At 38.5% G+C, this 24,480-nt stretch carries 31 protein-coding genes; 3 read left to right on the forward strand and 28 right to left on the reverse strand.

Features of this window, described 5'->3' with window-relative positions:
* Positions 1 to 92: 92 nt before the first annotated feature.
* Positions 93 to 557: a hypothetical protein gene (locus tag G4Y78_RS18015; RefSeq protein WP_163834346.1), complete on the forward strand. Its 465-nt coding sequence runs from the start codon at positions 93 to 95 to the stop codon at positions 555 to 557.
* On the opposite strand, the gene G4Y78_RS18020 is transcribed toward G4Y78_RS18015, so the two are convergent.
* From G4Y78_RS18020 to G4Y78_RS18095, 16 genes are all read right to left on the reverse strand, one after another.
* A complete protein-coding gene (locus G4Y78_RS18020; protein WP_163834347.1) occupies positions 538 to 1,161 on the reverse strand; it encodes an HrpE/YscL family type III secretion apparatus protein in 624 nt (207 codons plus the stop codon). The two genes, G4Y78_RS18015 and G4Y78_RS18020, sit on opposite strands and share 20 nt — an antisense overlap.
* On the reverse strand, positions 1,145 to 1,804 hold the full coding sequence (locus tag G4Y78_RS18025) for a SctK family type III secretion system sorting platform protein (protein WP_163834348.1): 660 nt from the start codon (positions 1,802 to 1,804) through the stop codon (positions 1,145 to 1,147). The genes G4Y78_RS18020 and G4Y78_RS18025 overlap by 17 nt, the downstream gene beginning before the upstream one ends.
* Positions 1,805 to 1,834: 30 nt before the next feature.
* Positions 1,835 to 2,593: a type III secretion system inner membrane ring lipoprotein SctJ gene (sctJ, locus tag G4Y78_RS18030; RefSeq protein WP_230425768.1), complete on the reverse strand. Its 759-nt coding sequence runs from the start codon at positions 2,591 to 2,593 to the stop codon at positions 1,835 to 1,837.
* 56 nt (positions 2,594 to 2,649) lie between these two features.
* The gene (gene sctI / locus G4Y78_RS18035) at positions 2,650 to 3,006 is read right to left on the reverse strand and encodes a type III secretion system inner rod subunit SctI (protein ID WP_163834350.1); all 357 of its coding nucleotides are present in this window, start codon (positions 3,004 to 3,006) and stop codon (positions 2,650 to 2,652) included.
* The gene (locus G4Y78_RS18040) at positions 2,999 to 3,367 is read right to left on the reverse strand and encodes a tetratricopeptide repeat protein (protein ID WP_163834351.1); all 369 of its coding nucleotides are present in this window, start codon (positions 3,365 to 3,367) and stop codon (positions 2,999 to 3,001) included. The genes sctI and G4Y78_RS18040 overlap by 8 nt, the downstream gene beginning before the upstream one ends.
* Positions 3,368 to 3,381: 14 nt before the next feature.
* Positions 3,382 to 3,606, reverse strand: a complete 225-nt coding sequence (locus tag G4Y78_RS18045; protein WP_163834352.1) for an EscF/YscF/HrpA family type III secretion system needle major subunit — start codon at positions 3,604 to 3,606, stop codon at positions 3,382 to 3,384.
* On the reverse strand, positions 3,590 to 3,853 hold the full coding sequence (locus G4Y78_RS18050; protein ID WP_163834353.1) for an EscE/YscE/SsaE family type III secretion system needle protein co-chaperone: 264 nt from the start codon (positions 3,851 to 3,853) through the stop codon (positions 3,590 to 3,592). The genes G4Y78_RS18045 and G4Y78_RS18050 overlap by 17 nt, the downstream gene beginning before the upstream one ends.
* Positions 3,843 to 5,225 (reverse strand): type III secretion system inner membrane ring subunit SctD, encoded by a 1,383-nt coding sequence (sctD, locus tag G4Y78_RS18055; RefSeq protein WP_163834354.1) that lies wholly within the window; start codon positions 5,223 to 5,225, stop codon positions 3,843 to 3,845. Before sctD ends, G4Y78_RS18050 begins: the two co-directional genes overlap by 11 nt.
* A gap of 46 nt (positions 5,226 to 5,271) precedes the next feature.
* On the reverse strand, positions 5,272 to 7,119 hold the full coding sequence (gene sctC, locus G4Y78_RS18060) for a type III secretion system outer membrane ring subunit SctC (protein WP_163834355.1): 1,848 nt from the start codon (positions 7,117 to 7,119) through the stop codon (positions 5,272 to 5,274).
* Between the two features lie 8 nt (positions 7,120 to 7,127).
* A complete protein-coding gene (locus tag G4Y78_RS18065) occupies positions 7,128 to 7,559 on the reverse strand; it encodes a CesT family type III secretion system chaperone (RefSeq protein ID WP_163834356.1) in 432 nt (143 codons plus the stop codon).
* Between the two features lie 433 nt (positions 7,560 to 7,992).
* Entirely contained in the window at positions 7,993 to 8,841 is an 849-nt protein-coding gene (locus tag G4Y78_RS18070) for a helix-turn-helix transcriptional regulator (RefSeq protein WP_163834357.1), read from the reverse strand.
* Between the two features lie 892 nt (positions 8,842 to 9,733).
* Positions 9,734 to 10,672: a hypothetical protein gene (locus G4Y78_RS18075; RefSeq protein ID WP_163834358.1), complete on the reverse strand. Its 939-nt coding sequence runs from the start codon at positions 10,670 to 10,672 to the stop codon at positions 9,734 to 9,736.
* 12 nt (positions 10,673 to 10,684) lie between these two features.
* Complete coding sequence (gene sctE / locus G4Y78_RS18080) at positions 10,685 to 11,740, reverse strand: type III secretion system translocon subunit SctE (RefSeq protein WP_163834359.1); 1,056 nt, start codon at positions 11,738 to 11,740, stop codon at positions 10,685 to 10,687.
* A complete protein-coding gene (locus G4Y78_RS18085) occupies positions 11,737 to 12,246 on the reverse strand; it encodes a SycD/LcrH family type III secretion system chaperone (RefSeq protein WP_163834360.1) in 510 nt (169 codons plus the stop codon). Before G4Y78_RS18085 ends, sctE begins: the two co-directional genes overlap by 4 nt.
* A gap of 31 nt (positions 12,247 to 12,277) precedes the next feature.
* Positions 12,278 to 12,766, reverse strand: coding sequence for a hypothetical protein (locus G4Y78_RS18090; protein ID WP_163834361.1), 489 nt, complete (start codon positions 12,764 to 12,766; stop codon positions 12,278 to 12,280).
* A 29-nt stretch (positions 12,767 to 12,795) separates the two neighbouring features.
* Entirely contained in the window at positions 12,796 to 13,095 is a 300-nt protein-coding gene (locus G4Y78_RS18095) for a hypothetical protein (RefSeq protein ID WP_163834362.1), read from the reverse strand.
* Positions 13,096 to 14,125: 1,030 nt separating this feature from the next.
* Here G4Y78_RS18095 and G4Y78_RS18100 point away from each other — a divergent pair.
* Together G4Y78_RS18100 and G4Y78_RS18105 are read left to right on the forward strand one after the other, a co-directional pair.
* The gene (locus tag G4Y78_RS18100) at positions 14,126 to 14,728 is read left to right on the forward strand and encodes a tetratricopeptide repeat protein (protein ID WP_163834363.1); all 603 of its coding nucleotides are present in this window, start codon (positions 14,126 to 14,128) and stop codon (positions 14,726 to 14,728) included.
* Positions 14,729 to 14,739: 11 nt separating this feature from the next.
* Positions 14,740 to 15,114: a hypothetical protein gene (locus tag G4Y78_RS18105; protein WP_163834364.1), complete on the forward strand. Its 375-nt coding sequence runs from the start codon at positions 14,740 to 14,742 to the stop codon at positions 15,112 to 15,114.
* Here the strand turns inward: G4Y78_RS18105 and G4Y78_RS18110 are convergent.
* From G4Y78_RS18110 to fliF, 12 genes are all read right to left on the reverse strand, one after another.
* The gene (locus G4Y78_RS18110; RefSeq protein ID WP_163834365.1) at positions 15,111 to 15,818 is read right to left on the reverse strand and encodes a sigma-70 family RNA polymerase sigma factor; all 708 of its coding nucleotides are present in this window, start codon (positions 15,816 to 15,818) and stop codon (positions 15,111 to 15,113) included. The genes G4Y78_RS18105 and G4Y78_RS18110 overlap by 4 nt on opposite strands.
* Positions 15,819 to 15,826: 8 nt before the next feature.
* Positions 15,827 to 16,591, reverse strand: coding sequence for a flagellar type III secretion system pore protein FliP (gene fliP / locus G4Y78_RS18115; protein WP_230425613.1), 765 nt, complete (start codon positions 16,589 to 16,591; stop codon positions 15,827 to 15,829).
* 102 nt (positions 16,592 to 16,693) lie between these two features.
* Positions 16,694 to 17,011 carry a FliM/FliN family flagellar motor switch protein gene (locus tag G4Y78_RS18120; RefSeq protein ID WP_163834366.1) on the reverse strand — a complete coding sequence of 106 codons (318 nt, stop codon included), beginning with the start codon at positions 17,009 to 17,011 and terminating at the stop codon, positions 16,694 to 16,696.
* Complete coding sequence (locus G4Y78_RS18125; RefSeq protein ID WP_163834367.1) at positions 17,011 to 17,748, reverse strand: FliM/FliN family flagellar motor switch protein; 738 nt, start codon at positions 17,746 to 17,748, stop codon at positions 17,011 to 17,013. Before G4Y78_RS18125 ends, G4Y78_RS18120 begins: the two co-directional genes overlap by 1 nt.
* Before the next feature lie 53 nt (positions 17,749 to 17,801).
* The gene (locus G4Y78_RS18130; RefSeq protein ID WP_163834368.1) at positions 17,802 to 18,986 is read right to left on the reverse strand and encodes a flagellar hook-basal body complex protein; all 1,185 of its coding nucleotides are present in this window, start codon (positions 18,984 to 18,986) and stop codon (positions 17,802 to 17,804) included.
* Between the two features lie 19 nt (positions 18,987 to 19,005).
* Entirely contained in the window at positions 19,006 to 19,413 is a 408-nt protein-coding gene (locus G4Y78_RS18135) for a flagellar hook assembly protein FlgD (RefSeq protein ID WP_163834369.1), read from the reverse strand.
* A gap of 5 nt (positions 19,414 to 19,418) precedes the next feature.
* On the reverse strand, positions 19,419 to 20,084 hold the full coding sequence (locus tag G4Y78_RS18140; RefSeq protein WP_163834370.1) for a hypothetical protein: 666 nt from the start codon (positions 20,082 to 20,084) through the stop codon (positions 19,419 to 19,421).
* Entirely contained in the window at positions 20,085 to 20,546 is a 462-nt protein-coding gene (locus tag G4Y78_RS18145; RefSeq protein ID WP_163834371.1) for a hypothetical protein, read from the reverse strand.
* Positions 20,547 to 20,559: 13 nt separating this feature from the next.
* A complete protein-coding gene (locus G4Y78_RS18150; protein WP_163834372.1) occupies positions 20,560 to 21,888 on the reverse strand; it encodes a FliI/YscN family ATPase in 1,329 nt (442 codons plus the stop codon).
* Between the two features lie 13 nt (positions 21,889 to 21,901).
* A complete protein-coding gene (locus tag G4Y78_RS18155) occupies positions 21,902 to 22,639 on the reverse strand; it encodes a FliH/SctL family protein (protein WP_163834373.1) in 738 nt (245 codons plus the stop codon).
* Positions 22,620 to 23,078, reverse strand: a complete 459-nt coding sequence (locus G4Y78_RS18160) for a hypothetical protein (protein ID WP_163834374.1) — start codon at positions 23,076 to 23,078, stop codon at positions 22,620 to 22,622. The genes G4Y78_RS18155 and G4Y78_RS18160 overlap by 20 nt, the downstream gene beginning before the upstream one ends.
* The gene (fliF, locus tag G4Y78_RS18165) at positions 23,068 to 24,462 is read right to left on the reverse strand and encodes a flagellar basal-body MS-ring/collar protein FliF (RefSeq protein ID WP_163834375.1); all 1,395 of its coding nucleotides are present in this window, start codon (positions 24,460 to 24,462) and stop codon (positions 23,068 to 23,070) included. The genes G4Y78_RS18160 and fliF overlap by 11 nt, the downstream gene beginning before the upstream one ends.
* Positions 24,463 to 24,480 lie beyond the last annotated feature (18 nt).

The raw sequence follows: 24,480 nt of genomic DNA on the forward strand, positions 1-24,480 counted from the left end.
TATTGACATAACATTGTCAAACATTGAATTATTTTGACTTACCTGTCACTATAACACTCTATGTAATAAACCGTCTTTGAAAATGACTCACTATGCTTGATTATCAAGATGCGTTGTCAGAAAAATTACAGCAACTAGGGTTTTCTACCGAACCTTATTATTTAAAAGACTCTTCTTTTCAGCTGGGCTTTCAAGTCATCATTAATGGTTTTCAAATCGTGTATCGTTTAGAAACTGATACTATTGTTTTTATTATTTATCGCCGCTTATCCAGCGCAGGCAGTTTAAAAAATCCCTTTTTAGTATTTGATGCCTTTATTTATTTGCTATCATTAGTCCCATCAATAAACCATGTAACAGGTTCCGCAAATGCTTTAAAAACAGATTTAAAACGCCCACTCTCTACTGAAAAATTAAAAATGATATATAAAAAATGGTTTAACGGAAAAACCAGCCATTGGGAACATGGACAAGAATGGTTTACTTTTGAACTAAAAAACTACCACCCTTATTTTCAGTTAAAATCATTACAAAAAGTTATTTATCAGAACTCGTAAACCACTCATTAACTGCTTTTTCCAAAGCCGCCAGCTGGTTATCAATGGTTGTATCAATAACTTTGATTGGAGTTTCCACTTTACATCCAAAACCTGTAATACTGCTATCAGGTAAAACTTCCCACTGAATATCAGGGGCAATTACTTTGATGTCATCCAAATGGTCTTTAACTGTCGTCAACATGGCAGGCGCAACCAATAAACTTAATTGCTGACAATCGGAGGTTTGCGCTAATGCCTGAGTAACACAAGCCTTTATTAGATCAATATCACCATAATCAGCAATAACTTTTTTCACTGACTGTAATACGACCTGCACTAGCTCTGTTGCGAGCTGGGTTTTAAATTGTGCGCACTCCAGCAGGGTTCGATTAATTACCTCAGCCTGTTGTTGCTTGGCTTCTGCTAAACCTTGGTTATATCCTCTGGTCATTTCCTGCTGCTGTAATATTTCAGCTTCTGCTACAATATTCCCAGCCTGTTGCTTTGCTTGTTCAATTAATTGCTCCGCAGATAACAACTTAGCGTATTCTACTTGCTTGATTAACTTTGTTCCTGGCGCTATTTGAAAATCACCTTGATTCAAGTTAATAATCGAAAACATGCGGGCACACCTGATGAAGCAATTTTTCTAATATTTTATTTAAAGCCACAAGCTCCTCGACTTGTTCAGGCAATGGCGAAATGATGTCTAAAGCAAGATTAGCAGGTAACTTTAACTGTAAGCGCTGCCACCAACCCGCTGCAGGATTTTCCAGGCAAGCTCGCCAAACCATTAAGCCCACAACCAGTAATTGTTCATAATAGTGCTCATTGATAGTTAATTGAGCAAGCCACTGATCTATTGATTCAATAGGCTGGTGATATAAAAACAACCCATTGGATAAAGCAAAATGATACCACTGTTCACCAACTTGCTCTTTTATCAGCAACTGTTCCTGACGCCACATTGTTTGTTTAATGGTATGAGAATGAAGGGTAACACCGATAGCCAGCAACCATTGGTAAATTGTTTCCTGTTCCAGCAATGATACGCGCTTTAGTGGCTGATCAAAGTTATAATCAGGACAGTGTGATAGTTTTAAATGGTTGAGCAGATAGTGATCCAACATAGCTGTTAGCTGACTTTCACCTGCTACCACCTGCCACCAAACTGTCTCCTTAAAAGCAGCTAACTGGCTTGGATGCATGATACTAAGTGGTGACCAGTTAAATTGGGCAATGGCCACAGCAAGTGTCGTACTCAACGATTACCTCATATCACTCTTAATGACAAACTAACTGGCTTTAACTTGTTTACCACCACTATTACTCTGCTTCAGTTTTAACCACCAGCCTACGTTACACATTAAAATCAATAACAACAGGCCAATCAACCACCCCCAAAAAATACCTTGGGAATTTTGTGCTAGACTGACACCCAAGACAGATGTCATTTTTGCCTTAATAGCTGACAAATCTTGCTGAGTGCTAGGAAACAAAACAACACTGATCTTATCGTAATCAAGTCCTTCAATACTATTGTTTACTAACAGCTTAATTTGTGGAATATAAGCAGATAAATCAACTTCTGCATGATGCTTGATAAAAACCGCCACAGATGAGGGAGTCACTTTTTCATTTTTACGCTGCTTGGTTTCAGGTAATACCACATGCACCCTTGCTGTGATAACCCCATCGATCTGGGTAAGGGTTTCTGCCAAGCCTTGCGACAAAGCATAAACAAGCCGTGCTTTTTCTTCAGTTGGTGATGAAATAAGCCCTTCTTGAGGGAAAATATCTTTAATGGTTGAAAACTTTTCTTTGGGATAACCTCTTGCCTTAAGCAGGCTGATTGATTCAGCCACTTGGCTTTCTGGTACTGTAATCAGTGCTGTTTGCTCTTTACCTGGCTGTTTTTCTGCCGCAATGCCTTCCGCTAGCAAAATACTTAACATGTCGTTTGCTTCTGCTTCTGTTAATCCAGAATAAAGCTCAACTTTACAAGCCGTTAAACTAAGGGATAAAAACAGAACTAAGCTCAGTTTTCTCAGCATTTTATGCACGACTTCATTACCTTACCGTTTACTACCTTACTGTTGTTAACTGATAGCTACTGCGCTTTCAAAAAGGTATCCACATGCTGCGTTGATTTACTGGCTATTTTGGTAATCAGCTCTTCTTGTAAGTGCTTTTTAGCAAGTGCGGTTTGCATTTCCATTATTGCTGTCATTGACAATGGATCATCCTTAGTTGCTTTCATTTGCTCGTCTATTTTTTTACCAGACTGCTCAATTGAAGCTTTAACATTTTCCATTAATTCAACAGCTTGGTCAGTAATGCCATTTCCTTCCGCGCCTTCTGCCATCATCGCATCAAATTGCTGAACATCCCCACTATTGGCAACACCTCCTTCGGCTAAAGGGCTATCAATTGCAATTGTCACACTATGAAACACGGCTTCAGTCATGCGTGATCTCCTTAAGCAATGATTGTGCAAAGGGGGCGACCGTAGGTTCAGCACTATTAACCAGGGTATTTAATAGTTGCTCTGCTTCGTTGTTATGACCTAATTGAATTAAACAAAGCGCTCGATAAGCTTGCAGCATATCATGCTCTGTTGTAGTAGAAAAACCTTGCAATACTTCCAGAGCGGTTGCAGGTTGATTTTCATTAAGCTTAAGCAGTGCCAAGCCCAATACAGGCGCCAGCTGCTGTGGATGGCGTTGTCGCATTGCCTTAAATATTTGCTGGGCTTGCTGATTCATGCCTTGCCTGATAGCAATAAATCCAAGCTCAACCAGTTGCTGTGGTAAATGATGATTTACCATAATTTATTTCTCAGTTACACCATGTTGCGAATACAGGCTTGCAAGGTTTCTTTCATGTTTTTAATCGTGTTGCTATGTAAGTTAGTAATTAAATTCCAACGACTCATTAAAAACTGAAATTTCACTAAGTCCGCTTGATTATTAGGGTCCATGGTTTGCTGAAAAGCTCTTAACTCGCTTTCAAGCTTGGTTGACTTAGCGCCCATTAAACTGTTGACTTCATCAAAATTGTAAGCCATTTGATACCTCGCTCAGCTCGGGCCGATTGTTAGTCCGAAGTTTATTCACGACTTGCTCTGCTGCCTGCAAAGCCTGTAGATACTGTTGTTGCAACTGAAAGGTTTGAGGATCTACCCCCTGCGCAATACTGGCATTAACATGCAATTGCTCCTCTGCTAGCAGGGCTAATAGCTGACTTGCCACTACTTCACTCTGCTCACTGAGCAATAGATCGTCTAAATCAGTTAATGAAAATTCAGTTTGCATAATCTTCAGGCTTTATTGCAATTTTGATAATTTGGTCCTGATTACGCAGCTTAATAAAATCAGTATCAATTTTCGCAAGCCGATAACCATTAGGCAATCGCGCACCCACCATATACTTTTGGTTATTTTTTAGCACTATATAAGGCACACTGCCTATACTAATACTTTTTACTGGCAAATGCAGCGGGTTATCTGCAAAAAGCGGCATATTACGAATTTTTACTAACCCTTGCTGGCCAATATTTTTTTCAAAACGGTCAACCAACCGGTTTAGTTTTTTTTCCAACTCAAGGTTAATTTGTCCACGAATTTCGATATGCCTTCCCAATGAGACTAATTGCAACTGGCCTAATAAGTGATTTTCCTCTAATACTTGAGTTAACGCTGAAATATGCTGGCGACTGGAATCAAAGTCCACTTGATAGCCTTTCAGACCAGGGACATCATGTTTAAGCATTTTTTCTACTTTAGCCCAACGCTTACCATTATCTAATAGTCCCATTAACCTTACTTCACCTGCCGTTTTACCAGCAGTGACGTTTATATGCCCCAAACCATTGTTATCAAGGATGAACTGCACTGACCGAATAATATCCGACTCTGTATATAACCGAACCCTATTCGCTAAAGAAGCTACTTCCAATTCATTTTTTAACTGTAACTTACTTTCCGTATCAGGCACATATCCAGTAACGAGTAGCCGCTGTCGAGAAGCCTGCCAGTTCATTTCCACATCACTAAGTTTTAACTGTTTAGCTACCTGTTGCGCTTTCTCTAATGGCGACAATTGTTTTTCAGGTTGCACCCCAGAGTCGACTTTTTGCGGCCAGGCAAAGCTAATAAACCACACCAGCAAAATAGTCCCAGCCACACTGGACAATAAAGCCAGCCAACGAGGGTTGGAGACACTGTTCTTAGCTACTTTTCTTTTACGTTGCCTTTTTACAATTTTATTTATTTTGTTCGCAGGTTTCTTTTGGGTACGAGCTGCCGAGCTTGCTAGAGGTTCACTAGCAGTGATAGGCACATCCGTTACTGTCGCTTTTCCTGACAATTCCCAGGGCTCATCCATTCTGGCAACTGCAATAGACAACTCACCCGCTTGCAGCTGTTGTTGTGAAGCTAAACTAACTAGCCCATGTGCTTTTGGCTGACCATCAAGCACCAGCTCAATATGTTCTTCAATTAGCTGAAAGCATAAATCTTCAGCAGTAACAATAAAACGCCCTAATAATGTAGGTACACCACTGTCTTGAAAGACGAGATCTGCCGTATTAATGTCTGAACCAAGCAGAAACTCACCTTCAATGAGTTGAATCTCAGCACCTTGATGGGTGCCTGATAGTACTTTTAACTTCCACTGTGGCTTCATGTTCCACCACCTTCAGCCAAATGGATCAACTGTAGTCTTTTTTTTATCACAAGGTACCCGTTTGTACAGGTTTAATGTAATAACCAGACTGCCCATTAGATAAATAGCAAGTCTCTGTGCTCACTTTAATTTGCTGCCGGTTAAGTGCTTGCAAAATAGCCTGTGCGGATGACTGAGAATGACAATATCCAGCATCAGACACCCCTTTATGAGCAGATAAACGCTGATTAATTGCAGGTGACTGAGATAAAGTCGTTGCATGTTGGGTTAACTCACTAGCGACTTTTAGCGGGTCTGCAACGATTCGCGGCTGGATTAAAAATAACCGCACGATTTTCCGCTTGGTTGTTTCTGTAGAGCGAAAAAGACTACCTAAAAAAGGGATATCTCCCAAGAAGGGTACTTTATTTTCAGTTTTCTCTTCACTATCTCGATATAAACCACCAATGAGCAAACTTTGTTTTGCCCCTACAACGGCTTGGGTACTAATGGTTGCTTTTTGTGTGGTAGGAATATTGTCTACCTGATCTTTGGTTTGATTACCATCTTCAATATTGATATCCATATGTACCCTATTGGCTCCCCGCTCAGCAACAATGCGTGGTGTCACTTTTAATACTGTTCCTACTGTTACTGGCACCAAATCAACTTCTTCCTGCCCTGCCAAGCGGACATAAAAGGTGGTGCTTTGATCAAAGACGGCTTCAACATTATTTAATGTTAAAACGGTAGGTTGAGATAATACCTGCGCTTTGCCATCTTCGGCTAACAAACGAATTTTGGCAAGAAAGAAATCTGAACCCTGATTAAGTAAAGTAGTTAACGGCTGACTAGTTCTTGGCTGTGTCACCACCTCAAAAATACCATCACCTGAGCGCTTTTGCGCATACCAGTTAATCCCTAGCTCATCAATATCACTTCGGCTAATATCAATAATGGACAAACCAATTTCAACCTGACCTTGAGGCTGATCCAACTTACTGATTAAATCGCGATAAATAGGCATTTGCGCCCTAACATCTCTGATTAAAACTGCATTTTGCCTTGGGTCAGCCTCAATGGTTGGCCCTTGCATGGTAGTTGGTAGACCTTTAATGGGATTAGGTGAAACAATAGAGCCTTGTGGTGTATATGCTGACTGCTGTGGCTGGCCTGGGTGAGATTTAATCAAGCCTTGTCCTTTTAACTTAGGCAGTCCATAGGACTCACCTGCTGTGTTTTGCTCAGGTAATCGATTGCCACTAATCATTTGATTTAAAATAGTCGCAATACCTGGCATCACTACCTCCTTGCCACGAAAACTATATTCCCGATCCACAGCCCAAGCATATTTTAATGGGAATACCTCAACCACCATTTGATCCTGTTGCTGGGTGACTATTTTTTTCTCTAATGCTGCTACGGTTTCACTCACTAACTCTACATAACGAGGCGGACCTGCCACATAAACCAGATCTTTACTTGGAATAACCCGCCAGTTAAAACGCCTATCCCAAATCCCCAGTTTATTCAAATAATGCTTTAATTGATTAGCGTTTAAAAAGCTGGTGAGTTTTATCAGCTTACTTTTGGTTTCATTGGTTTTATAAATGTATAAAATATGCCCATCAAAATACCAGGTTAAATTATAGACTTTTGCAAGATAGTCCAAAAAGGCAACCGGCGTTTCCTGTTTTAGCTCACCATTTACCGTGTCATTAACCGCATCACTAATAACCACTGGAATGCTATAACTGGATGCAAAACTGGTCAGAATTTCACCCAGTGACTGGCCTCGTGCAACATAACTGAATGGTTTGCCAGACCAATTGGGCTGCGCAGCAAATGCGATAGTAGGACACCAAACTATCCACGTTAAAATGAGTAATTTACTGTATAAACGTTTGAACTGCATTAACACAACTACGGAAACCACACATTGCTATTGATTAGTTTTTGTGGATGGGTTTGCTGGATCACCACCAACAACTCATCTGCATAATTCAGCTGGGAAGAAATAGCCATTTCAAACTGATCAGCTGTTAACCCATTTAACGGCAATTGCCGTTGTAATTGCATTTGCTTGTCATCAGTCGTTACCAAGGCATCCTGATAATCACGGGCCCTTAACAAAGCTAATTGGTATATACGCACCAACTGATGTGGAAGCTCTATAGAATTATCACTTAACTGGCCAAACGTTGAAATAATAAAAACTCGCTGCTTTGCAGCAAAAAACGTCAATGCTATGACGCCATCAATTTCAAGCTGATAAGCACCATCATCACTTATTTGCCATTGGCTTATCTGTAATTTTTTAGTTAAAGAGTCAACCAGTGTAGCCAGGGTAATCAACTATCAACCTCTGCCTGATAAATATTTACTTCACAGGATAGTAGCCTAAATGATCACACTTAAAAAGAGCTATTTTTTATATCAAAAATTTGCATGATTATTAAATATCTAGAAAGTGTGATCTACTTATTATTTATTTCGCGTTACCTTAACTTTATCCATCTTATACAAGGATGACTGGTATTATTGGACAACAGTCAATATCAAGGTGTACTTTTTAATATATACACTAAGACAACATCCTTGAATTGATATAAAAAAATGCACAGGATATTTTAGCATGACTATTTTGTTTGATTTTTATTTTCATGCAGGCATGTTTTTATACAAACGACTATTAATCTAAGCCGACACATTAACAATACTAACTTTCACTTAGTCTTTTGCTTTTATTTATTTACGAACAAAAAACAACCACCTCTCCAAAAGCCCATTACTGCATTTTTCTTGCTTGACTAGGGGTTATTCCAAAGCGGCGCCGATAGGCTTGCGTAAAGTAGGATTGACTGGAAAAGCCGGCTTCAAAGGCAACATCAACAATCCCAACATTACTGGTTAAAAGCAACTCATGTGCATATTGCAAGCGCTTTTCATTGATCCAGGCTCGTGGCGACATACCAAACTCTGAGTCAAACATTTCTTTAAAAGTGGTTAAACTTGCACCAAACTCTTTTGCATACTGTTCAAGCGACCAGAGCTGCATAAAATGAGTTTCCATAAACTGACGTAAGCGTATTGCACTTTTGCTGGTAGACTGCCGTAAAATGGCAGCAAACTTGCCACCTTGGGGGCTATATAACAAAAGCAACAGTAGTTCTTCAATTTTAAGTAGCCGTAAGTTTTCCGGGTGATCATATTTAAATAAGCTACAAATTGATGTAACACTTTGCTCAATCAACCCGCCGGCCTCAAATATAATCACCGAACTATGACCAGGCACCGCAGCCGAATATTGCTCCGCAACTGCTTTACCATGCTTACTAATAAAATGCTGTAATGACCAGGAGCAAACGGAAATTTCAATACTCTGAAAACGACCATTATCTTCAGCCAAGTGGTTAGAAACCAAATAACTACCAGATCGTAGATAAATTCCTTGACCAGAATTTACAACATATTGTTTATTAGCAATTTCTAACTCAAACTGGCCAGAAATTACGAGTATTAACACATCCTTTTCGTAAAATTTAGTACGATACCGAAGCTCATCGGTTACCACGTTACTCACTAATAGGCTTTGTTCCCAAGATAATGCACTAGATACTGAAGAGCTCGCTTGCATAAAGGCAGTTCCCACAATGAGTTATCAAGTAAAGTCATTGTTGTTGTGATTATTCCAATAGGTACGCACGCTAACCGAATAAATCAGTCATTATTTCACCTGATTGGGTTACATTCAAAAATGAGAAAACAAACCAAAGGAGGCTTCTAATAAAATGCCCGCCCAGTCAAACTATAATGTTATCCAACAAAGATCAAGCTTGCTTATTAAGCAAGCAGGTTAGAATTATAATTATTATTCTACTACAACTGTTCAATATTTAAACTAAAAAGCGACTCAACATCTACTGTAGTGTATAGATACCTACAACAAAAGTCGCGTTAGTTGTGGTGGAAAGAGAAATCTTAACGTCTATTTTTTGACACTTATTAATGGTTATTTACAGTTAATCGTTGATTCACCTTACAACCTCTGCATGATGATTTTTAAATAACCACACTATTTTTTTAATCCGCATTAGTACTTAAATTTTCAGCAATATACTTAAAAAATTATTGGCTGAAGAATTAATTCAAACGATTGATTGCCTTTAAATCATACAATTTTATTATTGCTTCACTTTATTAAGATACCCAACCTGTTACTAACTGCATACCTAGTAACAAGCAACTGCTTTAAGAGCATAGAGAAAGAAGTTCTTAGCTTGGACTGCAGCTCAGCTACCACCTGCAAAATATGTACATCTGGCATACAGCATTTTAATCTCACATCTAAATTGAAAAGTTCGTATAATTAACTGTTGTCAGTTATTTTCTCTAGCAAGCAGGCTCTTCATGCTTTGCAGTAGCCGTCACTTTAGGGAAAGCAGACTTATTTTTAGCTCAACAGTACTATAAAACAAAAAGGGAGCTAACGCTCCCTCTGATTACTTCCTTTTAAAAAGCAGATCGGCTTAAACCATTTTACCCAAAATACCTCTGGTCATTTGGTCTTCACGCTCACTATCAGACTTAACTTGTTGAATAAGCTCCATTATAGCCTGTGTCGTGCTTTTCCTTATATCATTACTATGCTCTGAATTAGCCTGCTCCCTTTGCTGCACAGCTTGCTCTTCAGTACGTTGTGCATCAGTATTATTTTGAACTGATTGAGAGCTTGTCCCAACTGCCTTGCCAATACCATCTCCAAAGCCCTGCTGCATGCTGACTCGCTGAGTAGTCGTTTGCAAGAACTGTTGGAGACCAGCATTTGAAGAATTTCCAAATGGAGACTCTTTCATAAACTTCAATGTTGGCCCTAGCTTTTTCATACCAAAGCCATTGGCAGCCGCTGAAATCACTGCCCCACCTAAAGCCAACCCTAATTGCAGCCAAGCACCATCTTTCATGGTTTTAGCTTGAGTTAACAGTGATTGGATTGCATTGTTAAACTCGTCCAACCGGTCTTCTCTAGTGGATTTTTGCAGCTGTTGAAATGCCTTAAATACATGCAGCATAATAGCTGTAAAGCTTAATTGACCACTACCATTACTAATAATCGATAAGCTGTTTTCCGGTGTTAGGCCAGGAAACTTTTTATTAATTTCATTAGTAGCATTTGCGATAGTATCTAAAGCTCCCCCTGCAACCTCTTTATCCGTAGGCGTTTTGAGGATATCAGCAGCTATACGGTCTATTGCCACTACTTCTTTAATATTATTTGCTACAGAAGGATCAGCTGGACGCACAGGCTTATCCAGGTTATGTGCCGTTTTTTTGGCTGCCTGTAAATTTTCGCTTGCTTCAAATTTAACCTGACCAGAAGCAACTTTAGCGGCTTCAGAGTTGACTGAATCAACTGCTGCATGACTTACTGCAGTTGTTGGTATATTAATTGTATTTGTATCTAACATAAATTACTCCTACTATACCATGTTCTTAATAGCTTTGGATGCAGAGTTGTTTGTGCTTTGAATAGAGTCTGAAGCGCCATTCCAAATATCAACAGCTTCCTGGATTAATGCCTGTAAACAGTCTTTATTGTCCTCAATCACTCGCTGTAAATCTTTTAGTAAGGCATCCAGTTTTTTAATCAGCACTTCTGTATTAGTGGTATTATGTTGTATTACACCTTTAGCTGCACCCGCTGCTGCTTGCCCTAGCCCAACACCAAACTCAACCATTTTGACCAGACGGGGTAGGTGAGTCATAACATAAGCAATGGCTTTTTGTGCGATAGTAACAGCTACTTTTGAAAATTGAGCGACTGTGCTTGCTAAACTTGCACCACCAGTCATACAAGCAGCTGCTATGCTGGCCACTGCCAACAACCCAATAGCGGCAATTTGAGCTACTTGCTTAATAAAATCTTTATCTACTTCAACACCACATTTTTCCAAAAGCGCCTTTACAGCAGGTATTTCTAATACAACTTTAACAATAGACTCTACAACACTGGTTATTGCTTTCATTCCCTCATCTGTTAATGAGGCAGCCGTTAATGCTGCAACAGCCAGTAGCGCACAACCTACGCCTTGCAAGCCTGGCGTTAACATACAGCATACGGCCATAAAAGCGGAGGCAATGGCACCTATCCAGCCAAAGATTTTACCCCATACACCAGCCTTAGCCATTTCCTTATGACGCTCTAAGTTTTCGGCACGTTCCTCTCGCCTTTTTTCATGCATTTCCTTGGTTTCAGTTTTAGCTTGCTCAATTGAAGCCAATGTTGTGCGTTTTTTTTCTTCATTGGTTTTTTCCCTAAGCACACCCATTTGTACATCAGTGGGTAACCCTCGTGGTTTATCAAGCAAATGCTTACATGCACACTCACTCGACTGTCCACTGATAGCTGCTTCGAAATTCATTCCATTGATGCTATTTGTTGCTTTCTCCAATATAGTTTTTAAGGCTTCTAGAACATCACCACTTTCTTTAATAGGGTGATGAATAGAGCTTGATATAGAAGCTGTTTCATTCATAAATTATTTTTCCTACTTTTTGCATTCATCAATAATTGCAATTTATTTGTTGCTTCTGTTTTTAATTGCTGATATTCCTCCTTATTTGAAGCCCACTGGACTGCTGCTTCGAAACCACTCTCAGCCTCTTTAATATTTCCTAATGCCAAATGACACTCAGCTGCATAAAACGGAGCACGAGGGTCTGTCACATCAATTACAGTCACATAGCTAAAAGCATCTATTGCCAATTGGTATTCTTTTAACATCTGGCGACAAGCACCTAAGCCAATAAAAAACTTCGCTTGATAATGGTCAAGATAACACAGCAAATGAAATATCTTACTGGCTTCTTGGTATTTACCACTTTCATAATATTGGTATGCTACAGCATATGCTGTTTCAATTGTTTCTTCATCGAATGAAGTTAAATCCCGAATAGCTCCACCTTCACCAAAAAAATCCAGAAGCTCTTCGAAATTAGGCTCATTTTGTTGGCTGGGTGTTGAACTACTAGTTGCCGCCATGCTATTACCTATTAGCTACTTACGTTTTGGATTATGTTACGTTCCTGATTATGCCATCTCTGCTGCTGGCTGTTGACTTAAGAACATTCGATAAGAAGTCGAAGGTACTGTCATATTTCTTCTTCAAATCCTGAAAACGTACGTTCTGCAACTGATTTGATTGGCTTAATTCATCACTTCTTGCTTTAACATTCTCAATTAAAGCAGAAAGCTCTTCTTTGCTTATCTCCTGACCATTCCCAGGAATAACAATCCCACTCTTCTCAAAAAACTCTCTTAAATCATTGCTTAGAGTGGTAGTATCATCATTTTCCTCCAGCCCACTACGGACTTTTCTGACCTCAGCAAGTTTGTCATTGATCGCTTTCATTTCGTCATTACGGCCTTTAATTTCCGAAAACTGATCGCGAATTCGACCTTCTAGTGCTTCTGATTGGCTGAGCAATAACAAAAATGCTAAAGCATCAACAGGTGTTACTTCGCTTGCTGCAGTTACAACACCAACACTACCAATTTCCATCGTAAAACCTCCTAGTAGGTTTAAATACCTCAGATTTTAAGGCCACGTAGCCTTTTTTTAAAAACACGAGCAGGGTTAGCTCGTGAGTGACTTTTGATCATTTCTTCATCATGATCAAGTTGCGCATTGAAAGCAGCCATCTGCTTTTCAAATTCTGCTTGCTGAACGGGGGTTAAGTCCTCTTTGGTAGGCAATACCCCTAACTGTTTAATCTGCTGCTTTAATTGACTCAGCTGATCAAGCTGTTCTTTAAGCTCATCCATTGCTTGTTCATTGTTTCTAATTTCTTGTTGAAGTCTTTCTTCAACCTGCTTATCAGATGTACTCATATATTGAACAATCCATAGGCAAAATAATTCAAAAAAATCTAAAAAGAAGACGACTAAAAACATCTATAAACAATTGACTTTCTTTGATAGTACGAGCCTCAACCCATATCCACTGTCAATAAAAGTCGTGACTTTTTATAAATACTTTCCCATCTTAATTAGTATATTTAAGTGCTATAACCAGCTAGCAAGTACCTATCAGCACAATTGACATCAAACAATAACTATATGTTATAGCTTTACTTCGTTTACTATTAAAATACAGCGCTAACCAGCTAAGCATAAGCACATTCTAAAATAAGGCAGTAATGGTAAAATTTTAGCAGACACTTGTTGCATTAATTTTTATATAGCATCACTCAAAAGCTTTTTACTTGCTCAAGCTTTCTAAAAAAACTTACTGTTGTATTTTTATACAAGCATTTTTACGGTTTGCTCTTCATATAATCAGCGGAAATGACATACTAATATATAAAACTCTCCGCGGCATATAAAATAATTACATTGTGCTTATTTAAATCTTTAACTGTGATAAGTAGCAACTTTTTGCTTTTGTACAGCAAATGGTTTATTAGCCATCACTAAACAGTGCTTATTTCACCCAAATCTACAATTAAGCTCATTAGATAAAATAAATACAAATAATAACTCCAACTCAAAAGACCAGTTAAAAACCATTCCATGCCATCTAAAAAACTATGGTAGCAAAAGATATACCTTTAATTGTACAGCTAATTATTACAACCATATTACACAGCTAATCAATTATTCTAATCACCCTAATAGCTATTCACTGAGCTGACAAAAGGCGACAAAAATGTAACTAATTTGCACAAGTATAAAATTATAAAAAACCAAATAAAAATATTAAAAATTAAACGTATTTTTCAGTTATCTTTATTGGACAGCCCCTTAATACTCTGCATATTCTATATGCCAGACTCTTTTTATATTAAGTATCAAAAAACAGGTGAAAATAACCAGTCAATTGATTAGAATAACGTATCTGTTTTCCCTATAGATGACCGTTATGGAAACAATAATCTCTGAACAACTCGATACTGATGAAATTTTACACTGCGCACTCGCCGCCAGTGAACAAAAAGATCATGAACAGGCAATTCGCTTGTTTAAACAATACCTAATGCAATCCCCTGACGGCAAAGGGTACTTGCTATTGGCAGCTGAGCATGCAGAAATTGGTCTCTATCAACGAGCCATAGCTGAAATGAAACAAGCCATAACACTGGATTCTAGTCTATGGATTGCACATTTTCAGCTTTCCTTGCTTTATCTCATTGAGCAAGACATCGCACAAGCATCTACCATTTGGCAACAACTGATGCTTAGTGATGCGCCGCAGTACTTCCATTATTTTGCCGAAGGCTTACTCCTTATTCACCAGGACCAGCTAGCAGAAGGCATTGGCAAGTTAAAGCAAGGCATTGAACTAAACAATGAAAACCTACCTCTGAATAATGACATCAACAATATTATTCAGGAAGTAGAATCTGGCAAGCCAGCCGCAGTACAACTAGAGCAAGATGCCTTAACCACTGACAATGAGCAAAATAACGACACCAACCCATCACTTAATTATTTATTATTATCACGCTATAATCAGGATGATTAATACCCACAGTAATGAAAATAGATAACAATAAACTAGCTCATTATTTAAACAATTTTTTGGCCACAGAAGACAAACAGGATTCTGCGGCCTCGGATACTATTGACCACAAAAAGCACACCTCTCACACTTGCACTAGCCAATACAGCTCACAAAACATGATACAACAGAAGTTGATTAACCAGCTTCAAGCGCTCCATCACCCAGGAATAGCGATAGAACAACTAAAAACAGCTTTTATTAGGCAGGCATTGATCCTTAAAATAGGCGCTGACAGGCTTAATGAAACATTGCTTGATGAAACCGTTGAGGCTGTAGCTACAGCATTCAACCAAAATAAAGAGCTAGCAAAACAGCTAGAAAGCACCCTAACAAAATTACTGACTTAACAAGTTAATAGCTCCTTATCACCATTACACAAATAAAATAATAATTTTTTTATTCCCTGTGCATGAAGCTGGGACACTCTAACTCTTGATAATGCCATCAGCTCTGCAATCTCTACAAACGAAAGTTGATAAAAATAATAATGATTAATAATAAATTTTTCACTTTTAGGCAAGCGCTCTACAACCTCTATTAACTCCTTATAAATAGTATTTTCCATCTTATAACTATTATTAAACTCTGTAATAATATAGTTATAATCTACCGCGCTCAACCAATAGCTAACTGCCAATTCTAACGTTAAATCAACCAATGAATCTAGTTTATCATCCTTCAAAGCTTCATTTGTGATAAATGAATCAATTGCCTCCTTATTCCGAGAGCGTAACCAACAATAATAGTGTCCATTTTCAGAGTAATATTTAACTACATTTAAAATAGCCCCTTTAACTCGTAATGCTAAATATGGCTTAAAATCACTGTTTTTTTCTGGATCAAACCTTGGAATTAACTCTAACAAAGCAACATAAGCCTGCTGATAGCAGTCATCCAAACCAATTCCAGTAAAATTTAGTTTGTTGTACCAAGATCTGGCAATTTGCTTGACAAAGGGTGTATATAACTCAATTAGTCTCGTTTTGGCATCAGCATCATTGGCTTGTGAAAGTGACCATAATACTTGCTCATCATACCCATCACCAGACATTAGCCTTATTAGCCTAAAAAACTGCCAACCAAAGATTGAGCAATTAACGACCAACCATCTACCAATACAAACACCAGGATTTTAAGAGGTAATGATATGGTCATTGGCGGGAGCATAATCATTCCAACTGACATCAGCGTACAAGAAACCAACAGGTCGATTAGCAAAAACGGCAGGAATATAATAAACCCTATCTGAAAAGCCACTTGCAGTTCACTTAACATAAATGCAGGTACTAAAGTTGTCATACTAACGGATAAGAGATCAGTTGGCATGGATTTACCAGACATTTCCACCACCATCGATAAGTCCTTTTCTCTGGTGTGGGAAATTAAAAACTGTTTAACGGGGGCTTCTATTCGCTCAAATGCTGCTTTTGCCAATATTTCATGGTTAATATATGGCTGATAAGCTTGCTCATTAATTTTTTCAATTAATGGCAACATTGAAAAAATTGTCAAAAATAAAGCCAAGCTGATCAATACGCTATTGGGTGGGGTTTGCGGCATGCCAAGTGCCTGGCGAAGCATCGATAAAACAATGACTATTCGAGTAAAAGAGGTCAGCATCATTAGAAAAGCGGGCGCCAAACTAATAATCGTCACCAAAATAATAAACTGGATTGGGGTTGCCAATTCTGTATTTTCAGTATCATCATTAAAACTGACACTGATACCAGCCACTGAAATATCATCTGCCAGTGCTATATTAAAATAACTCAGGATCAGATTTAATAAGCAGAGAATGACAGGATAATGTATAAATTTAACCACAAATACTTACCACAATAGTAGATATACTCTTCTATTTAACACCTGGAAATAAATCATTATGAGTATAAATCTAGGTTAAATACACCTAGTAAAAGATCAGTTTTATTCAGACAATTGAGTGACTTTAATACCGAAACATCCATCAACAATAACAATTTCACCTTTTGCAACCACACTCCCATTAACTACCAGCTCTAGAGGATCAGTAGCGGCTGAATCCAGTTGAATCGTTTCGTTTTCTTTAAGATTAAACAGTTTCTCAACCGTTATACTTGCCTTACCTAATCGTACACTGGCATCGACACTCAGGTCTTTGATGATATCGTGCTGAATTTGATTAAAGACAGGTTGCCCCAATTGATCTAATGGGTTGACTTCAGTAAGTTCTACTGCTTCTACAGCTGTTTCAGCTTTGCTCATTATTTAGCCTTCTTCACTACAATGGCTTTATTACCCTCATGGGTACCTAATAAACCGGTTACAATATTGTCACCGGACAGAGATTTTATCATTACTCCATCGGCTAACGACCGATCAAGAGTAATAATGTCACCTACTTGCAAAGTAGCCAATTGTGAAACTGATAGTGATGAGCAACCAAGCTCTGCAATCACTTCTACTGACTCATGTTTGATTGAGTCATATTTATCAGCCAATTCATAACTAGCCTTTGTCTTCGGCAAGTACTTCAATAGATTTTTCGTTATCAGCCAATTCGCAGGATCAAATAACAAACCTACCACCCACACGTCAGCTAACGAAATAGTGGCATAAAGCCAGCCGCTGGCATATTGGCTAGAAAGTGTCCACGCTTTTGGCAGAATACTAACGTCTTGCCTTACATCCAATAGCTGTTGAAAATCTTCTTGGCATTTATTAATTAATGCTTTGACTACAGGATGGTTCACCCCCTTTTCAGAAGATTCAACTTGCTCAGCTACAGACTGCCCCAGCAAATAATCCATTAACATGAGCCTGAAACTTTCTTCTTCTAATAATAAGCAGCCAACTCCATCATCTTTAAGCTGGTAAGTTGTATTAGCCTGCATGTCAATTGAGTCAGTAACTTGCCAAGCAGGTGTAACAACTGATTGACATTCAACTGTATTAAAAAACCATTTTTTACACCAATCACTGACTAAGTCAGCAATAGCCATTTCAATGCTACTTAGAGTTGTCTGATCATATAATCTGAAAGGATAATTTTGCATTATCGTCCTCGAGTACTATTATACAACTCTTCCAGCATTTGGCTGGTTACATTAATTAATTGAGCAGTTGCCTGATAGCCTCGTTGCACTACCACAATTTCAGCAAACTCTTTAGACATATTAATATTGGACTGCTCTATAGAACCACCACGAATAACACCAAATACCCCATTATTAGGTTTGCCATAAGTAATTTCAGCATTTTCACTTGCGGCAAACATGCCATTGCCAATTGACTCTAATTGAGTTTCAGGCACATTCGCTAATAGCACCTGATAAGGCTTCACTTTTTCATTATTGGTGTAGGTAATTTCTAAATAGCCATGACGATCAAAACTAAGGGATTTAATATCCCCTTTTGGTGCGCCATCATCCACTTTAACTAAAGCTTTTGATTGCGCACCTGTAAGACTGGTAATTCCCTGCAGCCCATTGCCGATATTTATCTGAATTGTTTGATCATTCCCCTGCAGGTCTTTAATGGAAAACTCGAGTTTTGAATCTATAGCTAAACCACCAACATTAAACTTAATTTTATTATTTGCATCTTTCAACATATCAACATCATTACTATTTTTTACAAATAGCTGCCATTCTTTATTAGCTATTTTTTTAAGGCTAACCGTAAACTTATGCTTGCCTCCTTGATTATCATACACCTCAAAAGATAATTCACTGCTATTGTCTTCTGCTGGGTAAACACTATCCACTGGTGCATCAGCCTTAAGATTACCAGATAGGGAAATACTGGTTGTTGGCTTAGGTGGCTGATATTGGTAAGCACTGATATCCAAGACTTGTTGATGCAGATTATCCACCTTGATTGCTTGTACCGCTAAATCACTAGCACTATCCACCAGTTTATTATTTTTTAACTCAAATTGACCTGCTCGAGTAAAGACTTTTTTGTCACCATCAGTTAAAACAAACAATCCATTTCCATCAATAGCTAAATGGGTATCCCGCCCTGTTGAAACGATATCACCTTGGGTAAATCGCAGTTTTTCCCCAGAATGTCTTACCCCAGCCCCTTCTGTATTGGAAGCCATATCCCGAAATAATACATCTTTCCCTTTAAACCCAGGCGTATTGATATTCGATAGGTTATGACTCAGGTTATCAAGAGAACGGGTAAAGCCATGAATACCGGAAAAGCTTTTAAAAATTGCACCCAATGTAGACATATTATGTAGCCTATTACTCTTATTTAATCAGGGTGATAGATGAAGGTTTAACATTAGGAATTATCTCATTTTCACTAACTGTTACTGTTAATAATGGCTGACCCTGCACAAAATTAATCGTGGTTACTTCCCCTGTTTTTGCTTCACCATTCGTGGTGACTCCCACATACTTGCCTAATAAGCCTATTGACTGACTAGAAGCAGTCATTTCCAATAATTGATTTAAGTGCTCTTTTGAATTACGTTGCAACTCCAGGCTAGAAAACTGCGCCATCTGGGCCATAAATTCCCGGTTATCAACCGGATTCATGGGATCTTGATAATTTAGCTGGGTGATAAAAATATTCAAAAACTCATCAAGTTTAATTGGGTTTCTTTCTGAAACAACCGCATTATCGACAACCTGACCTATTGCTTCTACCGCCACTGACTTTACTCCTGCACTGCAAAAAATGCACTAATTGGCTGACCGTTGATTATAACGTCGTTAAGTTCAATTTGAAACTCAGTACACATTTTTTTCAAATCATCGTAAAAAGCGTTAACTGATTTTTTTTCGATCTCTTGATAATCACGAATAAATACAGTTAGTTGCTGTTGTTGTAACTGCCAATGTATTGCTTGCTTAGGAATTATGTAGCTTTGCTTAAAATAGTTGGCTACTTGACTAGACTGCAATGGATTAGTGTTACTTTTTGCAATAGTACTATTATTTCCTACCCCATTACGTACTTGCAGTTGAGGAGTAACAGCAACCGTTTCGGTCGCATAGTGCCGATTTTGACTAACTTGATAGCTTAATTGACGTAATCGGTTTTGTTGTAAACTCAATTGCTGAAACCTTTGTTCATTGCTATCTACAAGTACATGCTCAACACCTGATTTCTCTTGCTGTAACTGATTACTATTAACTAACGTACTTCGCTGGGTTTCAGTGTTTATCGGTTCTGCATTATTTTGAGCAAAGAGTTCACTATGTGATGATAAATCAATGGCTTTCTCCCAGCTTTTCAACAACTGATTTTTCTCTTTGCCTGAGCGACTGAAACCAGGTAAATTAGGCTGGATCATTAGTTCAGTGACTACTTCATTACTCATTTAGCCATCTCTCTTATCAAGAAAAGTACACCCAAGATATGCCTCGTACACTAAAGTATCTATGCGCTGCATTTGTTGTTCGGCTAATTTGTGCCTTATCGATTCAGTCATAGTAGCTAATTTATTTTTCTTTTTTGTTTGTGAAGCTAGCTGTTGGGATTTTGCTTGATAAAGTTGAAACTGTTGTTGATAGTTTTCTTCAGCTGTTTTTAATTGGCTCTGATAATAACCATAATAATGGTTCACCGCAGCGAGTTGCTGCATATCCAGCCCATTGGTAGAGCTCGCTAATTCTTTGGCTTTGCTTGCAAGGGCTTGTTGATCTTTTTTCGCTTTTTCCACAGCTGACTGGCAGCTTTTCAGCTGACTTTGCAAAGAAATCAACTGTTGCTGTTGCTCATATTGAGTTAATTTTGCCAGTAAACTAACTGCATTTATCCCAGAGAGATGCCTTTTATTCATCAATAGAGCACCTCTATGGCAACAGTCCCTTTAATCTGACATAAAGCTCACTACAAGAGATTTTCGATTGACGATAAATTAAACGACTCAACTCATTATGAAAATTAATTGCCTTATCCAAACCCTCATTTGCACCTGACTGATAAGCACCTAACTCAATCATATCTTTAGCTTGTTGATATTTTGCTAGCATAGCTAACGACTGATTGATTAATCTTTGCTGGTCAACATTAACCAGTTGATTAAGCAATCGACTTTTGCTTTGTAATAAGTCAATTGCGGGGTAATGACCACTGTTGGCAAGTTCCCTGGATAACACAATATGACCATCCAGTACCGCACGAGCGTGGTCAGCAACAGGCTCCATTAAATCATCACCTTCCACCAATATGGTAAATAAGCCAGTAATAGATCCCTGCTGAAAGTTTCCGGCTCTTTCTAACAGTTGCCCTAACGCTGTAAAACAAGAAGGTGTATACCCTTTAGTGGTAGGAGGTTCACCCAATAATAAACCCACTTCTCGCTGAGCCATTGCAAACCGAGTAATGGAATCCATAGAGATCAATACATTTAAGTTCTGGCCAGCAAAAAACTCTGCAATCGCCATTGCTGAATAAGCAGCCATGATTTTTTTCAGCGGGGGGTCATCTGCAGTAGCTACTACAAAAACTGTGTGTTGACGTTGATCCGAGGGCAAACTATCTACCAATTCAATAACCTCTCTGCCTCGTTCACCAATCAACGCGATCACATTGACATCAACGCCAGCAACATTTCCGATCATGTGATTTAATAAGGTACTCTTACCTACGCCACTACCGGCAAAAATTCCCATCCGCTGGCCATAACCCATGGTTAAAAAAGTGTCAACGGTTAGTGATTTAGTAATAAATGGCTTTTTGATCGGTACTCGTTGAAAAGGATTAGTACTACTTTTCTTAATTGGATATTGGGTGTATTGACCAATTGAGGGACCTCCATCAATAGGCTCTGCATAAGCATTCAGTACCCTACCCAGTAATTCACTAGATGCTTTAATGATTGGTTTATCACTGACTACCATAACCTTGTTGCCAGGCTGAATGCCTTCAGCCGACTGATAAGGAATAAGTAATATTTTACCCGCTTTAAACCCTAATGCTTCTGCTAAAATAGGTGGCTCTTGCTCAATACCAACAATCTCATTTTGACTAATAATTGCACAAACCGAGCCTACTTTTACATCGGGACCATTACATTCGATAATACCCCCCGAAAAATTAACGACACGACCATAGCGTTCCAACCGAGACTGTTGCTTTAACTTGAGATTAAACTGGTCAATAAAACTTTCTGTTTTCACTAGGTTGCACTTTTTACTCTAATAATTGCTCAAGTTGTTCCAACTGTTCCTTATAAGAAAGTTTCCAGCATCCATAATCTGCAATAAAATGCAATTCACCAGTTGGTTTTGTCTGATCAACTTGCCACTCTATATTGAGTGGACTCAGCTGTGCCTGGATTTGCTCTATCACTGGGTTAATGCGTTGAAAGTCAACCTGACTAAGCAACACAGTTATTTTTTTATTGGTTGAAATCTGCTGTAAGCTAGTTTTTACCCAGTGAATAAAAAAGTCTTCATTTAAATACAACTTACCAGCCAAATGAGATATCACTAATAATGCTTGACTGACTATTTTCTCATCAAGTTTAGCCTGCTCAACCTTCAACTGTTTTTTTAACAGCTCTGTAGCTGCTTCTAAATGCCTCAACTGTACTTCAAACTGCTGGTTTACTTCATTCGTTGCAATATCTAACCCTTTTTCATGGCCTGCTTGATAGCCTTCATGTTCCGCCTGCTGGCGATCTCTAACAATTGTTTGTTGATATTCATTAAGCGCTTGTTGCAAAGTAGCATTTTCTGTCTGCAACTGTTTTTTTTCTTGCTGAAGTAAAGCAAGCTGTTCTACTAGTTGGTTATTCTCGCAAATTAAATTTTCTATTTTATTTGACGGTTCTGATTTATTTACACTTGCTTGAGCACCCGATGCTCCAGATGCCTCCAACAGTTGTCGTTTCCCTACAATTGAAGCATCACGAATAATCTGGGCCATGGATCACCTCTCCCTGACTCGATACTTCCATTACAATGGATTTTAGTGTTTCTCTTGTATGCTCGGTTATTTCAAGCAATGGCATCTTTTGTTGAGTCAACTGCTTTGCCAAAAAAGGGGAAACCTGCTCTGAAAAAACCTGCATAACAGATAAAGGTAACCCTTGTAACTCATCATCTATAGACCGCGTTGAAGTAGCTGACCTTATTAGTTGTGAGTTAATTTGACCAACAAATAGTGTTTGGTGTTCAGCTAAAATTTCCGTTATCGACTGGTATGATAAATGTTTATAACGCTGCTTAAACTGTTCTAGCCAATAAATGACTTGTTGACGCCGATCTTGTTTTAAACGTGCTAATAACCAACGACGATCCAACCAGTGTAATGTCATCAGTTTCAATGCAATTAGCTTTTCTACAGTAAACGACTCATTTTGCATGGTCAGCTACCTTCAACCATTCATTGATGTCAGATAACAACTGTTGTCTTTCATTAGCCGCTAAGCGATTGCGTCTAAAGTAGCTAAGTCCAAATACAAGCAACAAAACTAATAAAGCGCCAGCCAGCACTACCAAATGTGTTGAACTTAATTGAGAAAAAGCTATAAAAGCGTCATTTGAGCGAGGTAAGTGAGCTTCCAAAGCTTCACCCTCTCCTGAATGATCAAACACTGCTGTGTCATTACTTTTTATCTCTAACGGTTCATTTACAGCTACTGGCTCCCAAGTAGTCACAGCAATCGCATCACCCCTTGAGGTATTGAAGCCAACTGTTTGCTTAATAACATTTTCGACACTTTGCAACTGATCATTATCTAATGCGTAAGGAATAATCACTGCTATTGTAATCCGACTAATACTTCCTGGCGCGTTTACCGATTCAGATACTTCCTTTGTTACGGCAAAACGTTGTTCTACGACCTCTGATTTAAGCGGTTTACTCACTTTATTTTTTTGTGGGCTTTCATTAGTAAACTGTTTATTTATTTTACTGGAAATCAAGACTCCTTGCTGGGAACCCTCTACAGGTAATGCAGACTCACGGGTAACTCGCTGCTTGGTATAGTCAAGCGCAATATCCACATTAACAAGTGGTCTAACCTGGTGTAATGATGAAATTAATGAGGTTATTTTCGCTTTATAATAACTTTCTAATTGCTGCTTGAATGAAAGCTTATCTGAAGCTAATGCACTATCAGTGGTACCATTGGAAATAACTCGTCCAGCTTGATCCAATACAGTCACCTGTTCTATAGCCAAATCTGGCACAGCACCAGCCACTAATTGTTGAATACCTTTTATTTGATAACCCATTAACTGTGCACCAGGCTTAAGCTGCACAGATACTGATGCTTTAGCTGTTGCTTTTTTAGCAAATGGTTTTTTATCAGACAATACAATATGAACCCTAGCATTACTCACTTCAGCGAGAGACACAATTGTTCTCTCCAGTTCACCTTGTAGTGCACGTTGATAAGTAATTTTTTGAGAAAATCGTGTTACACCATAGTTTTCCTGATCAAACAACTCAAACCCTTGGTTTTGTTCAGCATAAAAGCCATTTTTTGCTAATACCAGTCTGGCTTGTTGTAACTGGCTTTTATCCACTAGTAGATTACCCTGATCAAACTGGTAATTTACCTTATGCCGCTCAAATGCATCTATAATATTTGCTGTTTGTTCTTTCGTTAAATTAGTTGCAACATTGACATATCGATCAAACGACCAAATAAACAAAGCCATACCAATCATAACAGTAATGACTATAACAGCAGCGAGTATTAAAACCTTTTTTTTCTGATTGGCATCGAGTTGCTGAATCATAACTTTCTATGTGCACCT

Source organism: Spartinivicinus ruber, from assembly GCF_011009015.1.
GTDB lineage: Bacteria > Pseudomonadota > Gammaproteobacteria > Pseudomonadales > Zooshikellaceae > Spartinivicinus > Spartinivicinus ruber.

Excerpts from the sequence above, each read along its gene's own strand:
- G4Y78_RS18015 (WP_163834346.1), top strand. The coding sequence starts at position 93 with ATGCTTGATTATCAAGATGCGTTGTCAGAAAAATTACAGCAACTAGGG.
- G4Y78_RS18020 (WP_163834347.1), bottom strand. The coding sequence starts at position 1,161 with ATGTTTTCGATTATTAACTTGAATCAAGGTGATTTTCAAATAGCGCCA.
- sctJ (WP_230425768.1), bottom strand. The coding sequence starts at position 2,593 with ATGCTGAGAAAACTGAGCTTAGTTCTGTTTTTATCCCTTAGTTTAACG.
- sctI (WP_163834350.1), bottom strand. The coding sequence starts at position 3,006 with ATGACTGAAGCCGTGTTTCATAGTGTGACAATTGCAATTGATAGCCCT.
- G4Y78_RS18040 (WP_163834351.1), bottom strand. The coding sequence starts at position 3,367 with ATGGTAAATCATCATTTACCACAGCAACTGGTTGAGCTTGGATTTATT.
- G4Y78_RS18045 (WP_163834352.1), bottom strand. The coding sequence starts at position 3,606 with ATGGCTTACAATTTTGATGAAGTCAACAGTTTAATGGGCGCTAAGTCA.
- G4Y78_RS18050 (WP_163834353.1), bottom strand. The coding sequence starts at position 3,853 with ATGCAAACTGAATTTTCATTAACTGATTTAGACGATCTATTGCTCAGT.
- sctD (WP_163834354.1), bottom strand. The coding sequence starts at position 5,225 with ATGAAGCCACAGTGGAAGTTAAAAGTACTATCAGGCACCCATCAAGGT.
- sctC (WP_163834355.1), bottom strand. The coding sequence starts at position 7,119 with ATGCAGTTCAAACGTTTATACAGTAAATTACTCATTTTAACGTGGATA.
- G4Y78_RS18070 (WP_163834357.1), bottom strand. The coding sequence starts at position 8,841 with ATGCAAGCGAGCTCTTCAGTATCTAGTGCATTATCTTGGGAACAAAGC.
- G4Y78_RS18075 (WP_163834358.1), bottom strand. The coding sequence starts at position 10,672 with ATGTTAGATACAAATACAATTAATATACCAACAACTGCAGTAAGTCAT.
- sctE (WP_163834359.1), bottom strand. The coding sequence starts at position 11,740 with ATGAATGAAACAGCTTCTATATCAAGCTCTATTCATCACCCTATTAAA.
- G4Y78_RS18085 (WP_163834360.1), bottom strand. The coding sequence starts at position 12,246 with ATGGCGGCAACTAGTAGTTCAACACCCAGCCAACAAAATGAGCCTAAT.
- G4Y78_RS18090 (WP_163834361.1), bottom strand. The coding sequence starts at position 12,766 with ATGGAAATTGGTAGTGTTGGTGTTGTAACTGCAGCAAGCGAAGTAACA.
- G4Y78_RS18095 (WP_163834362.1), bottom strand. The coding sequence starts at position 13,095 with ATGAGTACATCTGATAAGCAGGTTGAAGAAAGACTTCAACAAGAAATT.
- G4Y78_RS18100 (WP_163834363.1), top strand. The coding sequence starts at position 14,126 with ATGGAAACAATAATCTCTGAACAACTCGATACTGATGAAATTTTACAC.
- G4Y78_RS18105 (WP_163834364.1), top strand. The coding sequence starts at position 14,740 with ATGAAAATAGATAACAATAAACTAGCTCATTATTTAAACAATTTTTTG.
- G4Y78_RS18110 (WP_163834365.1), bottom strand. The coding sequence starts at position 15,818 with ATGTCTGGTGATGGGTATGATGAGCAAGTATTATGGTCACTTTCACAA.
- G4Y78_RS18120 (WP_163834366.1), bottom strand. The coding sequence starts at position 17,011 with ATGAGCAAAGCTGAAACAGCTGTAGAAGCAGTAGAACTTACTGAAGTC.
- G4Y78_RS18125 (WP_163834367.1), bottom strand. The coding sequence starts at position 17,748 with ATGGCTATTGCTGACTTAGTCAGTGATTGGTGTAAAAAATGGTTTTTT.
- G4Y78_RS18130 (WP_163834368.1), bottom strand. The coding sequence starts at position 18,986 with ATGTCTACATTGGGTGCAATTTTTAAAAGCTTTTCCGGTATTCATGGC.
- G4Y78_RS18140 (WP_163834370.1), bottom strand. The coding sequence starts at position 20,084 with ATGAGTAATGAAGTAGTCACTGAACTAATGATCCAGCCTAATTTACCT.
- G4Y78_RS18145 (WP_163834371.1), bottom strand. The coding sequence starts at position 20,546 with ATGAATAAAAGGCATCTCTCTGGGATAAATGCAGTTAGTTTACTGGCA.
- G4Y78_RS18155 (WP_163834373.1), bottom strand. The coding sequence starts at position 22,639 with ATGGCCCAGATTATTCGTGATGCTTCAATTGTAGGGAAACGACAACTG.
- G4Y78_RS18160 (WP_163834374.1), bottom strand. The coding sequence starts at position 23,078 with ATGCAAAATGAGTCGTTTACTGTAGAAAAGCTAATTGCATTGAAACTG.
- fliF (WP_163834375.1), bottom strand. The coding sequence starts at position 24,462 with ATGATTCAGCAACTCGATGCCAATCAGAAAAAAAAGGTTTTAATACTC.